This is a genomic window from Vagococcus sp. WN80Y, from assembly GCF_059621045.1.
The window spans coordinates 1-15690 of record NZ_JCAQHY010000146.1 but is presented as its reverse complement, the minus strand read 5'-3'; the positions used below and the strand labels follow the sequence as shown (position 1 = coordinate 15690).

General features: G+C 39.3%; 20 protein-coding genes. 17 read left to right on the top strand and 3 right to left on the bottom strand.

Annotated features, from left to right (window positions below; genetic code table 11):
* The 6 genes from AC5KOD_RS09830 to AC5KOD_RS09805 all read left to right on the top strand — a co-directional run bounded on the left by AC5KOD_RS09830 (window position 1) and on the right by AC5KOD_RS09805 (window position 5863).
* Entirely contained in the window at window positions 1-1170 is a 1170-nt protein-coding gene (locus AC5KOD_RS09830; protein WP_496914379.1) for a Gfo/Idh/MocA family protein, read from the top strand.
* A 30-nt stretch (window positions 1171-1200) separates the two neighbouring features.
* On the top strand, window positions 1201-1671 hold the full coding sequence (locus tag AC5KOD_RS09825; RefSeq protein ID WP_496914378.1) for a hypothetical protein: 471 nt from the start codon (window positions 1201-1203) through the stop codon (window positions 1669-1671).
* Window positions 1671-2663 carry a Gfo/Idh/MocA family protein gene (locus AC5KOD_RS09820; protein ID WP_496914377.1) on the top strand — a complete coding sequence of 331 codons (993 nt, stop codon included), beginning with the start codon at window positions 1671-1673 and terminating at the stop codon, window positions 2661-2663. Before AC5KOD_RS09825 ends, AC5KOD_RS09820 begins: the two co-directional genes overlap by 1 nt.
* Window positions 2647-3510, top strand: coding sequence for a sugar phosphate isomerase/epimerase family protein (locus AC5KOD_RS09815; RefSeq protein WP_496914376.1), 864 nt, complete (start codon window positions 2647-2649; stop codon window positions 3508-3510). Before AC5KOD_RS09820 ends, AC5KOD_RS09815 begins: the two co-directional genes overlap by 17 nt.
* Before the next feature lie 114 nt (window positions 3511-3624).
* Complete coding sequence (locus AC5KOD_RS09810) at window positions 3625-4812, top strand: glycine C-acetyltransferase (protein ID WP_496914375.1); 1188 nt, start codon at window positions 3625-3627, stop codon at window positions 4810-4812.
* Between the two features lie 58 nt (window positions 4813-4870).
* Entirely contained in the window at window positions 4871-5863 is a 993-nt protein-coding gene (locus AC5KOD_RS09805; RefSeq protein WP_496914374.1) for an L-threonine 3-dehydrogenase, read from the top strand.
* A 75-nt stretch (window positions 5864-5938) separates the two neighbouring features.
* Here the strand turns inward: AC5KOD_RS09805 and AC5KOD_RS09800 are convergent, their stop codons facing one another.
* Window positions 5939-6400: a hypothetical protein gene (locus tag AC5KOD_RS09800; RefSeq protein WP_496914373.1), complete on the bottom strand. Its 462-nt coding sequence runs from the start codon at window positions 6398-6400 to the stop codon at window positions 5939-5941.
* 212 nt (window positions 6401-6612) lie between these two features.
* Entirely contained in the window at window positions 6613-7617 is a 1005-nt protein-coding gene (rsgA, locus tag AC5KOD_RS09795) for a ribosome small subunit-dependent GTPase A (RefSeq protein ID WP_496914372.1), read from the bottom strand.
* Window positions 7618-7868: 251 nt separating this feature from the next.
* Here rsgA and AC5KOD_RS09790 point away from each other — a divergent pair, with 251 nt between their 5' ends.
* The 4 genes from AC5KOD_RS09790 to AC5KOD_RS09775 are packed head-to-tail and all read left to right on the top strand — an operon-like array spanning window position 7869 to window position 10413.
* Window positions 7869-8516: an HD domain-containing protein gene (locus tag AC5KOD_RS09790; RefSeq protein ID WP_496914371.1), complete on the top strand. Its 648-nt coding sequence runs from the start codon at window positions 7869-7871 to the stop codon at window positions 8514-8516.
* A 23-nt stretch (window positions 8517-8539) separates the two neighbouring features.
* A complete protein-coding gene (locus AC5KOD_RS09785; protein WP_496914370.1) occupies window positions 8540-9184 on the top strand; it encodes a pentapeptide repeat-containing protein in 645 nt (214 codons plus the stop codon).
* Window positions 9185-9214: 30 nt separating this feature from the next.
* Window positions 9215-9688 (top strand): SRPBCC family protein, encoded by a 474-nt coding sequence (locus tag AC5KOD_RS09780; protein WP_496914369.1) that lies wholly within the window; start codon window positions 9215-9217, stop codon window positions 9686-9688.
* Between the two features lie 14 nt (window positions 9689-9702).
* Window positions 9703-10413 carry a DNA alkylation repair protein gene (locus tag AC5KOD_RS09775; protein WP_496914368.1) on the top strand — a complete coding sequence of 237 codons (711 nt, stop codon included), beginning with the start codon at window positions 9703-9705 and terminating at the stop codon, window positions 10411-10413.
* 38 nt (window positions 10414-10451) lie between these two features.
* On the opposite strand, the gene AC5KOD_RS09770 is transcribed toward AC5KOD_RS09775, so the two are convergent.
* The gene (locus AC5KOD_RS09770; protein ID WP_496914367.1) at window positions 10452-10667 is read right to left on the bottom strand and encodes a hypothetical protein; all 216 of its coding nucleotides are present in this window, start codon (window positions 10665-10667) and stop codon (window positions 10452-10454) included.
* Between the two features lie 302 nt (window positions 10668-10969).
* On the opposite strand from AC5KOD_RS09770, the gene AC5KOD_RS09765 reads away from it, so the two are divergent.
* The 7 genes from AC5KOD_RS09765 to AC5KOD_RS09735 form a co-directional block, all read left to right on the top strand.
* Window positions 10970-12463, top strand: coding sequence for a BglG family transcription antiterminator (locus AC5KOD_RS09765; RefSeq protein WP_496914366.1), 1494 nt, complete (start codon window positions 10970-10972; stop codon window positions 12461-12463).
* Complete coding sequence (locus AC5KOD_RS09760; protein ID WP_496914365.1) at window positions 12450-12890, top strand: PTS sugar transporter subunit IIA; 441 nt, start codon at window positions 12450-12452, stop codon at window positions 12888-12890. Before AC5KOD_RS09765 ends, AC5KOD_RS09760 begins: the two co-directional genes overlap by 14 nt.
* A gap of 12 nt (window positions 12891-12902) precedes the next feature.
* Window positions 12903-13223, top strand: coding sequence for a PTS fructose transporter subunit IIB (locus AC5KOD_RS09755; RefSeq protein ID WP_496914364.1), 321 nt, complete (start codon window positions 12903-12905; stop codon window positions 13221-13223).
* An 18-nt stretch (window positions 13224-13241) separates the two neighbouring features.
* Window positions 13242-13691 carry a PTS sugar transporter subunit IIA gene (locus tag AC5KOD_RS09750; RefSeq protein WP_496914363.1) on the top strand — a complete coding sequence of 150 codons (450 nt, stop codon included), beginning with the start codon at window positions 13242-13244 and terminating at the stop codon, window positions 13689-13691.
* A gap of 19 nt (window positions 13692-13710) precedes the next feature.
* Window positions 13711-14811 carry a PTS fructose transporter subunit IIC gene (locus tag AC5KOD_RS09745; RefSeq protein ID WP_496914362.1) on the top strand — a complete coding sequence of 367 codons (1101 nt, stop codon included), beginning with the start codon at window positions 13711-13713 and terminating at the stop codon, window positions 14809-14811.
* A 24-nt stretch (window positions 14812-14835) separates the two neighbouring features.
* Window positions 14836-15525, top strand: coding sequence for a D-allulose 6-phosphate 3-epimerase (alsE, locus tag AC5KOD_RS09740; protein WP_496914361.1), 690 nt, complete (start codon window positions 14836-14838; stop codon window positions 15523-15525).
* A 45-nt stretch (window positions 15526-15570) separates the two neighbouring features.
* On the top strand, window positions 15571-15690 hold a 120-nt coding region (locus AC5KOD_RS09735), incomplete at its 3' end, for a thiamine pyrophosphate-binding protein (RefSeq protein WP_496912754.1).

The window sequence follows — 15690 nt, the reverse complement described above, 5'->3', positions numbered from 1 at the left end:
ATGACGATAAAATTTGGCATTATTGGTTTAGGCAATCGAGGTAGTAAATTTACGTTGCACACCTTAATCCCTCATGGAGAAATAGAGGTTGTCATGGTGAATGATGCTAAAGGCAATCATTTTGATCTCTTTGCTGAACAGGGAATAGCGACGACAATGGATTATCGCGAGGTGCTACAAAATCCTGAGGTTGAGGCAGTTTTTATTGCTACACCTGATGATACTCATGGGGAAATAGTATTAGAGGCCATTAAGTATCAAAAGCATATTATCTGTGAAAAGCCTTTAGAGATTAGTGAGGTGAAGGTGGCTCAACTAGAGGCAGCGTTAGCTGATTATCCTAAGGTCTTTTTAGTAGGTTATGTACTTAGGTACGCGCCTTTGTATGCTAAGGCGAAGGAATTGATTGCTAGTGGAATCATTGGTGAGGTTTTTTTAGCGAATGGAATGGATCATATCGACTATGGCGGCTACGCTTTTTTCCATGATTGGCACCGGACAAAGGCTAAAGCGCATAGCTTACTTTTACAAAAATCGACTCATAGTTTGGATATTTTAAATTGGTTAATAGATGCGGAGCCAACACAAGTAGCAGGTTTAGGTGGATTAGAAGTTTTTGGTGAGCCAGGAGCAATTCGGAAGTTTGGCGCACCTTTGACAGAGCCGCTTAATTGTCGAAGCTGCCCGCTTCAATATGACTGTGAAGAAAGCTTACGGAACCTTAAGATTCATAAAGGCAAAGATTGGCAAGCGGATTGGCCTGATAATTGTGTGTTTGAATCAGAGATTGATGTTCAAGATCATCAAGCATTATTAGTTAATTATCGCAATAAAGTCAAGTTGACCTATTCTATTTGTCAATTTAGTGCGTATTATCGTCGCGAATTTCAATTTTTTGGTACAAAGGGTGAGCTATATTTTGATGACGAGAGAAATGTCATTATTGTGGATGATCGTCTAAAGGCTGAAAAATTAACGTATAGCATTGTTGATAATGGGGGACACAGTGGTGGCGATGAAGAAATGATTTTGGAATTTATTAGGTGTGTTAAGGATGGGGAGCAACCTCGTTCTGATATAACGAGCAGTGCCAGTGTTACAAGGCTTGTTCTCGCGGCACAGGAGTCTATTGATCATAATCAGATTGTTGCAATACCAGTTACAGTCTAAGGAAATTTTGTGATGAGAAGAGGGAAAGAAATGAGAGAAGAAGATCAGGCTAGTATTGAGTTAGTGGCGAAAGGCTCGCTTGGAAAGGTGCGTTTTTTTAGGTATTCATTGACGGTGAATCACCATCATCAAGACCAGCAAGATGCGATCTTAAGTGAAATAGTTGACTGGTTAAAAGCAGCTGGAGTCAAAGAACTTCGAACAGTATCAGCCAGCTATGCTAAGGGAAAAAAAGTAGTGGTAGTGACGATGTCATTTGCTGATGAGGTCTTAGTAAATATCTTTATTAATATGGAAAGTCATCAGCATGGCTTTATTAAAAAAAGTGAAATTGCTGGAACAAAGGGGCTATATGTATTTGACTCTGAAAGCGAAACGGCGTTTACCTCGGATTTTCTCTCGCCTATTGAGTATCAATTTAAAGCCGTCAATCCAGAAAATAGCCAGTTGTTAAACGTGATTAATACGAGTTTAATTAGTGGAGAGGTGGAGAAGGTCTAATGAAGGTTGCGATTATCGGGTGTGCTCATATGCACGTTGAAAGCTATATTCGCTGTTTAAAGCAGTTGGAGGTAGAAGTGACAGCGGTTTATGATCATCATCCAGAAGTGGGGCAGCCTTGTGCTGACCGTCATGATTTATTATTTACTCCTACCTTAGAAGAACTATTTGCGACAGATTGTGACACAGTTGTTATTTGTTCAGAAAATAAGTTTCATAAGGAGCAAACGATTGCGGCAGCTAATCACGGGTGTCACATTATTGTCGAGAAGCCGATGGCCTTATCTGTAGCTGAAGCTGATGAGATGATCGCAGCAACAGAAGCCAATCACGTAAAATTACTGGTTTGTCATCCTGTCCGATTCGCCCCGACGATGCAGGAGCTAAAACAAGCAGTTGAGGCTGGACAATTAGGCGAAATTTATGCTATCAATGCCAGTAATCATGGTAAAATTCCAGGCGGTTGGTTTGTGGAGAAAGAGCTATCAGGTGGCGGTGCGATTGTCGATCATACAATCCACATTGCTGATTTGATTCATTGGTTATTCGCTTTAGAGATCGAGAGCGTCTCGGCTGATGGTGTGACGGCTGTTAGTGAGATTGAGCCAGAAGACAGCGGGTTGCTTCATGTCAGATTTAAGACAGGAGAGGTTCTAAGTTTAGATACATCGTGGAATCGACCAGAAAATTACCCTGTTTGGGGAGATGCGATGTTGGAAATTATTTCTGAAAAAGGTCGAACAGTAGTAGATGGTTTTGGTCGAAAAGCAGAATTATTTCAAAGTGGAGATCAGGCTAATCAATGGGTTTATTATGAAACGGATATGGACATGGCGATGCTTAAAGTTTTTAAAGAGGTTATCGAGAATGATTTACCATCGCCTGTTGATGGAGAAGCAGGTCGTTTTACAATTGAACTGTTTCAGTTGGCCTATGCGTCGATTGATCAACAAAAAAGAGTAAAGGAGTTATCTTATGAAAATCGGAATTAACAGTTGGACATTGCCGACAAATTTAAGTCTGGAAGAAACTTTTAAAGTTACTAAAGAAGCTGGCTTTGAAACAATTGAGTTGAATATGGCAGAAGAGGTTAAGCATGAAACGATTGTTTCTGAATTAGGATTGGAGGATAGCCCGCATTTAACGTTAAAAATGAAAGAGTCTGAGCTTGCTGCAATCAAGGCATTGGCAGATAAATATGAGTTACCAATTAGTAGTGTGGCAACAGCTCTCCATTGGAAATACCCACTAAATTCACCAGATCCAACCATTCGTGAGCAAGGGAAGGAAGTAGCAAGACGGATGATAGACGCCTGCCAAATTTTTGGCGGAGACACAGTCTTAATCGTCCCAGGTGTTGTGACAGCGGACAATGACTATGAAAGCTGCTATCAATTAGCGCAAGAGGCTTTCCGAGAGCTAGCACCTTATGCTGAGGAACGAGGTATTGTCATTGGCGTGGAGAATGTTTGGAATAAGTTTTTGTATAGCCCACTGGAAATGCGCCAATTTATTGATGAGATAAATCATCCTTTTATTAAAATTTACTTTGATGCGGGAAATGTTTTGCAGTTTGGTTTTCCTCATCAATGGGTTAAGATTTTAGGGAAACGGATTGCGAAAGTTCATGTGAAAGATTTTAGCACAAGTGTCGGTAATATCACGGGTTTCACGAATTTGTTAGCGGGAGATTTGGACTGGCCGCGTTTGATTTCAGCTCTTAAAGAGGTGGGATATGATGGCCCAATTACTGCTGAGTTAAGCCCTTACAAAGATGCTCCATTACAATTAGCTAAGGATACGATGAAAGCGATTGATATTATTATCAATTTGGCTTAAATCATTCTATAATAGAGGCATCAAGCTCGACAAAAATGAGAGGCGGATGAACATAGTCTCCTCACCTGTCGAGCTAGCTTGGGGTGTTTATCCAAAAAAATGGAGGGATTATCAATGAGCAATGAACTAGATTTATTTTTAGAAACGAATTTGACTGAGTTGAAGAGTAAAGGTCTGTACAATGAAATCGAACCTTTAGAAAGTCCTAATGGGCCCCTCATTACAATCAATGGGCAGCAACTTATTAATTTATCTTCAAATAATTATTTAGGCTTAGCAACGGATCAACGAGTGGTTGATTCTGCTAAAGCTGCTTTAGATCAATGGGGAGCGGGAGCTGGTGCAGTGCGAACCATTAATGGGACACTGCAGGTTCACTTAGATTTAGAACGAGAATTAGCTCATTTTAAGGGGACAGAAGCAGCCATTGCTTACCAATCAGGTTTTAATTGTAATATGGCGGCTATTTCTGCCGTAATGGGTAAGCGGGATGTGATTTTATCTGATGAATTGAATCACGCTTCAATTATAGATGGTTGCCGATTATCTGGGGCTAAAATTATTCGAGTCAACCATTCAGACATGACCGATTTTAGAGAGAAAGCTAAAGAAGTCAGAGAATCAGGACGGTATGAAAAGGCGATGTACATTACCGATGGCGTCTTTTCAATGGACGGAGATATTTGTAAATTACCTGAAATAGTGGCAATTGCAAAAGAGTTTGATTTAATGGTGTATGTGGATGATGCGCATGGTTCGGGTGTGTTAGGGCATGGCCATGGAACAGTTAAGCATTTTGGTTTGGAAAAAGAAGTCGAGTTTCAAATCGGCACACTTTCAAAGGCGATTGGTGTCGTTGGTGGGTATGTTGCGGGTTCCCAAGACCTGATTGACTGGTTAAAGGTTCGTTCGCGACCATTTCTGTTTTCGACAGCAATGACTCCCGCTGATGCGGCAGCAGCAACAACTTCTTTAAAAATTTTAGACGAAGATACGTCGCTAAATGAAGCTTTGTGGGAGAATGCGACTTATTTTAAAGATCGTTTACAACAGCTAGGATTTGAAACAGGGATTACTGAGACGCCAATTACGCCAGTGATTATTGGTGATGAGCAGAAAGCTCAGGATTTTAGTAAGCGGTTGTATGAAGAGGGAGTCTACGTGAAGTCTATTGTCTTTCCGACGGTGCCTCTTGGGACTGCTCGGGTACGTAACATGCCAACAGCAGCCCATACGAAAGAGATGTTAGACCAGGCCTTGACTATCTATGAAAAAGTAGGCAAAGAATTTGATTTGATTTAATGGTTAACATTACGGAAGCTTTTCAATTAGCTTAGTTTTATAAAGAGGAGCGCTTAAAATGAAAAAAATTATGATTACTGGTGCCTTAGGGCAAATTGGTTCAGAATTAACACGAGCATTGCGAGCTAAGTATGGTGCTGAAAATGTTATTGCAACTAATAATGTAGATGATGGGCATTCAACAATCCCTCAGGAAGGCCCTTTTGAGTTGCTAGATGTCGTTGATTATGCCTCATTTTTTGAGATTGCTAAACGTTATGAAGTAGATACCTTGATTCACTTAGCGGCGTTATTATCTGCGGTTGCAGAAGCTAAGCCGCAATTGGCTTGGAAAATTAACATGGATGGGACGATTAATGCTTTAGAAGTGGCACGAGAATTGGACTTGCTATTTTTTACCCCTAGCTCAATTGGTGCTTTTGGTCCAAGCACACCCAAAGATATGACCCCTCAGGTGACAATTCAGCGGCCGACTACGATGTATGGTGTCAACAAAGTTTCGGGAGAGTTGTTGTGTGATTATTATCATGAACGTTTTGGAGTGGACACTCGTGGTGTGCGCTTCCCAGGTCTTATCTCGTATTTAACGCCACCAGGAGGCGGAACTACTGATTATGCTATAGAAATTTGTTATGAGGCTGTCCAGAAACAACGATATGTCTGTCCGCTTGCAGCTGATACTCGTTTGGATATGATGTATATGCCTGATGCGATTAACGCAATCATTGACTTGCTTGAAGCCGATGGAGATAAGTTAATTCACCGCAATGCATTTAATATCAGCTCAATGAGCTTCACACCAGAAGAAATTGCGGCAGAAATTCGTCAGATTTATCCAGAATTTGAAATAACGTATAACGTTGATCCGATGCTACAAAAAATTGCTGATAGCTGGCCAAATAGCTTAGATCCTACTTGTGCAAAAGAAGAGTGGGGCTTTAGCTATAAATACGGACTACCTGCGATGCTAGAAGATATGTTTGCTCATATATCCACTGAGTCAGTACCAGCCCAGGAAGCATCAGAAAAGCGATCAAAAGTTTTAATGTAAAAAATAAGTTCGATCGGTCTCACAATTAGTGAGGACTGATCGAACTTATTTTATATTTGTGTAGATAAGAGCTAATTACAATTTAATCGTGTCAATTGATTCTGTGATAATCCAATCATCCATATTTTTATCACGTCGATATTTAAAAGGATCAATGGCTTCTAGCTTATCAATTTCAAAAACGGCTAAAAACTTTTTTCCTGCCCAACGCTTATACTGATCTTTTGATAAATTTAATTCCGTCTCGTAGCTATCAACAAAAGCAATAGATTCCTCAGGTGTCATTTTTTCAGTTTCAACGACGTGTTTAATTACTCCACGATGAGACACAATCATGTCTCCTCCTGTTTCAACAAAATAGATAATGTCATCGACTTTAGCTCTACCGCCTAAAGGAACTTTTTTTCCCGCAGCACCGCGGATTATCATTGTTTTTTCTTTGTTGAGCAATTTTTCAAGCTCCTTAGCCTTATTGTTCAAATAGACTAAATGCTCTGCTCTTCCCTCTTTCGACTGATACCATTCACTTACTGCCATATAATCATCTCCTATGTCAATTTTTTATACTCAATGAGCTTTATGGTTGTTAACACGAATCTCCTCGCATAAAGGGACATTAAAAAATGGAGGATAGGTCCAGTATACCAATAAGTTGTTATTAAAACAAAAAAATAAAAATAGCTTAAGCAAAGAGGAATACTGTCCTTTATCTTAGTATATAGAGATATTTTTTTGTTTTTTTCTATTAATTATTTCCGCTTTTGTTTCTTTAAGTCATTCTCACGATTGCGTTTATTTAAATACGCTAGTTCTCGTTGTAATTTTTGATATTGCTTGAATCGATCGGTGCTTAACTCACCTGCATTGATGGCAGCTGTAACGGCACATTTAGGCTCATTCTGATGGTGACAATCATTAAAACGACAGTGTTTGGCTAGCTCAGCAATATCTTCAAAGGTTTGATCGAGCTGTTCATGAGTTGACCAGACGCCAAATTCACGCATGCCTGGTGTGTCGATTAGCCACGCATCTTGGACAGATAAAAGTTGGCGTGATGTAGTAGTATGTCGACCGCGATCATCACTTTCACGAATATCTCCTGTCAGCTGTAAATCAGTTCCAGCGAGCCGGTTAATTAATGTGGATTTACCAGCGCCAGATGAACCGACTAAGGCAATTGTGCGGTGATTTGTTAACCGCTCGTTTAAAGCAGTTAGTCCTACACCAGTTATTGAGCTGCAAGGGAAACAATCAATTCCCGGATGCTCTTGTTGAATACTTTTTTGCACGGAAATGATGTGATCGCCCATTAAATCAGCTTTGGTTAAAATAATAACGGGAAGAGCGTTGCTATCCCACGTATTTAGAATATAACGATTAAGGCGCGCGAGATTGAGGTCATGATTCATGCTCATGACTAACCAAATTTCATCGATATTTGCTGCAATGACTTGCCGCTGATCCTGATTGCCTGCGACATTACGAACGAAGCAAGATCTTCTTGGAAGGATGCGCTCAATGACTTGATGGTGATCGTCAGTAATGACCCAATCGCCAACGGCGGGTAGATCATATTTTTCTGAAATCGATTGGGATAGTTTCCCTGTTAGCTTTAAAAGACAGCTACCTGTTGATGTTAGCCCAGCATAGCTATTTTGGCCAGTCATCGTAATTCGCGAAAGACAGGCTTTTTCTTGGCTGTTGAGAGGATAATTAACCTCATCGTTCCAGCCTAATGTTAAAAGTGTGTTCAATCAATTCTCCTTTTCTAGGAGAAGACCGATTAGATGTCAACCTTCTCCTTTTGACAGTAGTGACGAGCAATAGAAGTAACGTTAATTAGTTTTTTCATAATCATCATCCTTTCGCTTCTTGATTGAATCAAGTTATTACTGTGATTATCTCAGAGCTGACATTGTTTGGCAAGCTAATTTAGTTCACTTTTTAGCTGTTAATTCCTTCTGGAAAAGAGTAACATAAAGATAAAGAAATCAGGAGGTAAATAATGGAAGAGATAGAACAATTAGGTCTTATTGCCGCGTATGCTGAGCAAATATTAGCAAATGATGAATCTGGTCACAGTATGGATCATATTGAACGAGTAGTGAGGATGGCAAAACGATTGGCAGCTAGTGAAGACTGCGATCATTTTTTAGTTGTAGCAGGAGCTTATCTTCATGATGTGATAGATGACAAATTGGTGCCAGATGTGACGGCTGCTCGTCGCGAGTTGCAGTTATTTTTAGCTTCAATTGGTTTGTTGGAAAAAGAACGTGAGAGTCTGTTCTATATTATCGATCATGTCTCGTTTAGTGCGAGTCTTGGCAAAGAAGTAGAGGAGCTAACTATCGAAGCTCAAATTGTCCAAGATGCTGATCGGTTAGATGCAATTGGTGCGATTGGAATTGCCCGAACCTTTTATTATGGTGGGCATACGGGACATAAAATCTATGATCCAGAAATCTCTCCTCGTCAGCTTAAAACGAAGGCTGACTACCGAGTAAATGAAACAGTTATTAATCATTTCTATGAGAAATTATTAGTGTTGGTTGATAAACTGAACACGTCACTAGCAAGAGAGATTGGACAAGAGCGTCAAGCAGTTATGAAAGAGTTTTTGGCGGCGTTTATGAAAGAGTGGCAAGGGGAGTAATTTAAGAAGGGATCTGACAAAAAATGAGTGTCTATACGGCTAATAGTTTTAAGAACCTCGATTGGCGGCAGCAGGAGCTAACTGATCGTGATTTCAATAATTATCTATTTGAAGAAGTAGATTTTTCAGGTGCTAATCTGAGTGGCAGTGATTTGACCAATGCACTCTTTAAAAGATGTCGCTTTGTAGGGACTAATCTTAGAGATTGTCAGTTAATCGGTGCCGATTTGCGAGGGTGTAACTTACGTGGAGCTCAGCTTCAAGGGGTGAATTTTTACCGATCAATGCTAGAAGGTACTGATTTGAGTCAGATTCAAGCAGATGAACAGACCCGCTATTTTCATTATCGTTGCCCTGAAACAGGCCCGTTTATTGCATATAAAAAATGCTTTGATGATCGTGTGGTTCAATTGCTAATTCCTACTGAGGCAAAAAGGACATCAGCGACAGATTCGAGTTGTCGCTGTGAGTGTGCGAAAGTGCTGACTATTAAAAGCATTGATTATAAGGAATCTTATCATGACGCGGTTTCTTATGCGGATCAGACATTTATTTATGAAGTTGGAAAATGGATGGTTGCCGAAAATTTTAATCCAGATCGTTGGGCGGATTCAACTGGGGGAATTCATTTCTTTATGACGCGTGAAGAGGCGATAGGGTATCTTTAAATGGAAATAATAAATCGAGGGGGAGCTTTTATGGAAAAAGGTGTGATTGTAGAACGAGAAAACAAATTTAGCGTTATATGGCAAATTAATTTACCAGTAACGTTAGAAAGTGCCTGGAAGTTAGTCACAACGGATGAAGGCTTTATTAGTTGGTTTCCCGAGCTGCGGGTCGGGGAGTTGAGGTCAAATGGTTACTTGCTATTTTTAATGACGGAGACAGAACAGCTTGAGATGTTGATTACAGACTATCAGGAACTCGAGAGTATCGGTTTTAAGTGGGGAGACGATCAGGTAGATTTTCGGTTTAAAAGATTATCAGAAAACACAACTCAACTAGAATTAGTGGAATCTATTACCGCTATAACGGCTCATACGCCTCGAGATTTGGCAGGTTGGACCTGTTGCTTGGAGAAAATGAAGCGAATAAGTCAAGGGGAGAAAGTGACGTTTTCAGCAAATCAATTTGATGAGTTATACGAATACTATCAAGAAAAATTATCATAGAAAGGGGACCAGGCATGTCAGTGGAAGTAATTATTGAAGAACTGCGAGCGAAATCATCGGATAAGTATAAGCAAAATGTCATTAAAATGGGAATACCAGAAGAAAATTCGATTGGAGTGGCAACGGGTGACTTACGCAAACTAGCCAAAAAGCTACCTAAGGATCAGAAAAAGGTGAGAGACTTATGGACAGCTGGTTTTCATGAGACGCGAATCTTAGCTGTTTTATGCATGAAACCAGAGGATTACTCAGTAGCTGAGTTGACTGTTTTTATGAATGAGATTGTTTCTTGGGATCTATGTGATTTGTATTGTAAAACAGTTTTAATCAATCGCAAGGATTTTTTTGAGTTTATTAATAACTGGATAAAATCGCCTGAATTATATGTAAAACGAGCTGCCTTTACTTTAATTGCGTCAATGTCGACTCATCATACACCGACATCATCGGAGATTGAGTATTATTTAGGGGAGATAATGACATATTCTGATGATGACCGTTTATTAGTTAAAAAAGCCGTGTCATGGGCACTGAGAGAATTGGGAAAGATTGACGAAGAAAGCCATCAATGTTCACTAGCAGTTGTAAAAAAAATGGCTGAAAGTGGGACAAAAGCTCAGCAATGGATTGCCAAAGATGCACTTAAAGAATTGCAGACACTAGTTCGAGTTGAGGGGCGTCGGCGGTTAATTTCCGCTAAATCTAAAATGGGACAACAACGTTGAAATAAAAAAATAGCCATCTAGGCTATTTTTTTTATTTATTAGATGGGTGTTGGTTTGAATGTAATTGTACACAGATTTTTATAGTGGAAGTGGTAGCTGGCTCTCAGTGAGTTGTTTTCAATGAGTGTCGTTGCGGTATCCATAACATCTTGTTGATCTAGGTTAGGATAGTTTTTAGTGTGAGAAACCAAAGGGGGCAATTCTTTTCTTGCTTCCTCAAGTAATAATTCTTCAATCGTTTCACGGTATGCCATTGTTTTGTACCCTCCTCTTCTTCTCTACTATAACATGCTTTTATGGCATCAAATAAATCATTCCAAAGACATTATGACAAATGAAGGCTTGATTTTGTGTTATTGACGCTAGTTTGTCATATTGGCGTTTGCTTGACAGACTGAAAAAGTAAATGAAATAGAAGGATTGCTAATTTTTTTGGTGACAGCTACAATCAAAACAAGTTAGTGTATTAGCTAAAGTGTCCATTGCAATGGACAAAAACCAGTGAAGCGTTTTCGGTTTCGTGGGGTATGATAACTATATCGAAGGGGGGATGGCCATGAGTTCAAAGGGGAAGCGAGAACAACGGCTATTGCTATTATTATCAAAAAAACAAGATTATGTTACCTCTGGAGAGTTAGCAGAAGAACTCAATATCTCGAATAAAACAGTGTATCGATTAATTAAAGAGATTAATGATCAAAGTTCAGACGGTGTATTGATCTCTTCAGAGAAGGGAAGAGGATATAAACTAGATTATCAGAAATATATGAATCGATCGAATCATTATTTGGCGAAAGAAAGTCAAATAACCCCTTCTGAAAGAAGGAAACGAGTGATGGAAGAATTATTATTGTCATCGCCTAAGGCTAAGAATGTCTATCACTTGTATGAAAAATTTTTTGTGGGAGATTCAGTCATTTCCAGCGATGAACAACTCATCAGTAAAGAGCTTGAACAATATGAGTTATCACTAGAACGGAAGAATCGAACCATTGCGATTGTCGGCGAAGAAGCGAATATTCGTAAAGCGATTTCTGATTTAATTCAATTATTAAACATTATTGATATTGATGAATTAAAGCATAATGATGAACTTAATTTCAATAATTACGATGTGTTATTTGTACTAGATCAGTTACGATTGATTGAAAAAAGACTGGCTATCACTATTCCGCATCCATATAATGTTAACATTTTCTCTCATCTCTATATCTTAATTAGTCGATCTAGGAAAGTGGGCACGTCCTTGTTCACCATGACAGAGGCTGTTACTCAGGGAGAGAAGATGGAGCTTGAAAAAGAGCCGATTCTTCGCCAAATATCTGAGGAAATTATCTCCCAAACAGAGCACTACCTAAATGAGACATTACCAGAAGTTGAGACGTACTATCTTTATCAATATTTGGTGTCATCTAGAATGCAAGATTCAATAGGCTCGTTGGCGATCTTTTCTGCAGAAGTTTCCGCTGTGACACAGCTTTATTTAGATGAAATGAGTCGCCAGCTACAAGTATCAATTGCAAATGACACTATTTTTATTGATTTGGCCAATCATATCAAACCAATGCTAAATCGTTTAGAGCATAGAATTCGTGTCAAAAATAGTCTGCTTGATCAAATAAAAATGGTTTATGAGGAAATCTTTCGAAATGTTTCAAAAATCTCAAACATGATCAGTGAAACATACCAGTTGCCAGAAATAAGCGAGGATGAGAATGGGTTTATTACTTTGTATTTTGCGAGAATTATTGAAACCAATCAACTCCCAATTCGTACACTAATCATGTGTACAACAGGTGTTGGTACATCAGAGTTGTTGAAAGTTAAAGTGGCTAAAAAATTTCCTGAGTTAGAGATTGTTGCTGTTGTTTCAACGAGAGATGCTAAACAGTTTTTAGAGACGTACCCTGATATTGAATTAATCTTGACAACAATTCATCTTAATCATCAGGTGTCGATCAAAACGTTACTTGTTAGTGCTATGTTTACGAGTGATGATCAAAAAATGCTGCAAAGTAAAATTGAGGAGATATATGATGACCGAACTTAATTTATATCAGCTGTTTTTCAATTGCCAGTTCTCCAGTAGAGCAGAGGCAGTGGCCTTTGTCGCTGAAGAAGCTGAGCGACTAAACATGACGAATATAAAAGAAACAATCATCAACTCCCTTGACGAGCGTGAAGCGATTGGTAGTACCATGATTGCAGAACACGTCTTACTGCCACACATTGAAAGTTCATCGTTGCGAGAAAGCCAGCTCTTTTTTTTACACTTAGAAAAGCCAATTGAGGATTGGTCTGAAACGGACAAAGACATTAAGTTGCTGATAGTCATTTTATTAAAGCAAAATGAAACAGTGGCAACAAAACAACGCATCAGCCTAGTTGTGAGAAAATTAGCTGATGATGAGTTTATCGAAAAATTAGTAAAAGCGGAAAGCAAAGCCGCCTTTGAGCGGGAAATTGCCCATATATAGGAGGAAATAACCATGAAAATAGTCGGAGTAGCAGCATGTACAGTAGGGATAGCTCACACGTATATTGCACAAGAAAAATTGGAAAATGCTGCAAAAAAAGCAGGATACGATATCGCTATTGAAACACAAGGAACGATTGGAACGGAAAATGAGTTAACAGCACAGCAAATTGCAGAAGCTGACATCGTGATTCTAGCAGTGGATGTTAAAATTTCAGGTCGTGAACGCTTTGAAGGCAAACGAATTATCCAAGTGCCAACTGAAATCGCAGTAAAGTCACCAAATAAATTGATTGAAAAAGCTAAAGAAGTGGTTGAACAAGAAAAAGCGTAATAATGAGGGAGAATGACAATGGAAGTAAAAGATATCATTGATTTGAAAACAGTTAAAACCAAAATGGCTGCTAAAACTAAGGATGACGCATTGAATGAGCTGGCACATAGTCTATTGGACAATGGATATATCAGTGAGGTAGAGGGCTTTATGACTGACATATATGCTCGTGAAGCTGAAGGGAAAACGGGGATTGGAAGTTATATTGCGATTCCTCACGGTAAAAGTGCTTATGTGAATAAGATTGGCGTAGCCATAGGAATTACTGATGAAGAGATTCCTTGGGAGTCACTAGATGATAAAGGCGTAAAAGGAATTATCCTATTTGCAGTTGGGAATGACACTGAAGGGGCGACTAGCCATCTAAAATTGTTGTCATTATTTGCTAGAAAGCTTGGAAATGATGAGATTGTCGAGAACTTGCTTAACGCGACGTCGGCAGAAGATGTTTTGAAGGCATTCGCATAGGGAGAAGGAGAAAATAAACATGAAAAAATTAAAAGAATTAAATTTAAAAGGGCATTTACTGACCGCTATTTCATATTTAATTCCAATTGTTTGTGGGGCAGGATTTTTGATCGCAATTGGAATGGCCTTTGGCGGAACAAGCCAAGGACAGTTAGTTCAAGGTGAGTTTTCAATTTGGGATGCGTTCGCCACCATGGGCGGAGCAGGACTAGGGTTATTACCAGTCGTGATTTCGACGGGAATTTCTTTTTCTATTGCAGGTAAACCAGGGATTGCACCAGGATTTATTATTGGGCTAACAGCTAATGCGATTGGCGCTGGGGTTATTGGCGGTATTTTAGGCGGTTATTTGGCGGGGTATCTCGTTGTTGCTACACTGAAATATGTTAAGGTACCTAATTGGGCTAAGGGCTTAATGCCGACTTTAATCATTCCATTTTTAACCTCAATAGTAGGTGGTTTAACAATGGTGTATATCATTGGTTCTCCAATTGCGACCCTGACGTTACTACTAACGAATGCATTAAATAGTTTAGGATCGTCTTCTTTACTTGTATTTGGAGCGGTTGTTGGTTTGTTGAGCGGAGTAGATTACGGTGGTCCAATTAATAAAACAGTATTCGCTTTTGCTTTAACTATGCAAGCAGAAGGTCTTAATGGTCCTATTACGGCGTTACAATTAGTTAACACTGCTACTCCAATAGGATTTGGCCTAGCGTATTTTATTGCGAAATTATTTAGAAAAAATATTTATACATCATTAGAAGTTGAGACATTAAAATCAGCCGTACCAATGGGTGTCATCAACATTGTTGAAGGGGTCATCCCGATTGTAATGAATGATCTCGTACGTGGCTTAATCGCAACGGCTGTTGGTGGTGCAGCCGGAGGTGCCGTTTCAATGGTGCTAGGAGCGGATGCAACAGTGCCGTTTGGTGGCGTTTTGATGTTACCGACGATGTCTAGACCATGGGCAGGCGCGATTGCCTTGTTGGTTAACATCTTAGTAACAGCGATAACTTTAGCGCTTATTAAAAAGAATTTGACCGAAGATGAAATGAGTCAACAGATTGAAAAAGAAGAAGACGAGATTAGTTTAGACGATATCCAAATTTTATAGAAAAACCAGAGGTGAAATATAAAAATGAGTAAAGTAGAATTTTCACCATCGCTAATGACGATGGATTTAGATAAGTTTAAAGAACAAATTATTTTTTTAAATGATCGGGTTGGTTCCTATCATATTGATATTATGGATGGTCATTATGTCCCAAATATCACATTGTCACCTTGGTTTATTGAAGAGGTCAGAAAAATTAGCTCACTACCAATGTCAGCACACTTGATGGTTAAAGATCCTAGTTTTTGGGTTCAACAGCTAGTCGATTTAAAGTGCGAATGGATTTGCATGCATGCGGAAGTATTAGATGGCCTAGCCTTTCGTTTAATTGATCAAATTCATGAGGCGGGGTTAAAAGCCGGTGTAGTGTTGAATCCAGAGACGCCAATTGATGTGATTTTTCCTTACATTGATCTCTTAGATAAAGTTACAATCATGACGGTTGATCCCGGGTTTGCAGGTCAGCGTTTTATTGAAGGGACATTGGATAAGATTACAGCATTAAGAGAATTACGAGAAGAAAAGCAGTATAACTATCTTATTGAAATGGACGGTTCATCTAATCGTAGCTCATTCAAACGGATTGATGCAGCAGGGCCAGATATTTATATTGTAGGTCGTAGCGGATTATTTGGTTTAGATGAAAGCATTGAGACATCGTGGGAAATCATGTCTCAGGATTATCAAGAGATGACAGGGAAAACAATAGCATAAACTAATTAACGGGGAGCAATCCCCGTTTTTCTTGGAGGAATAGCAGTGTTTGATAAAATCGATGAACTAGGCGTTAACTCAATCCGTACCCTAAGTATGGACGCAATTCAGAAAGCAAATTCAGGACACCCAGGCTTACCAATGGGAGCGGCACCAATGGCGTAT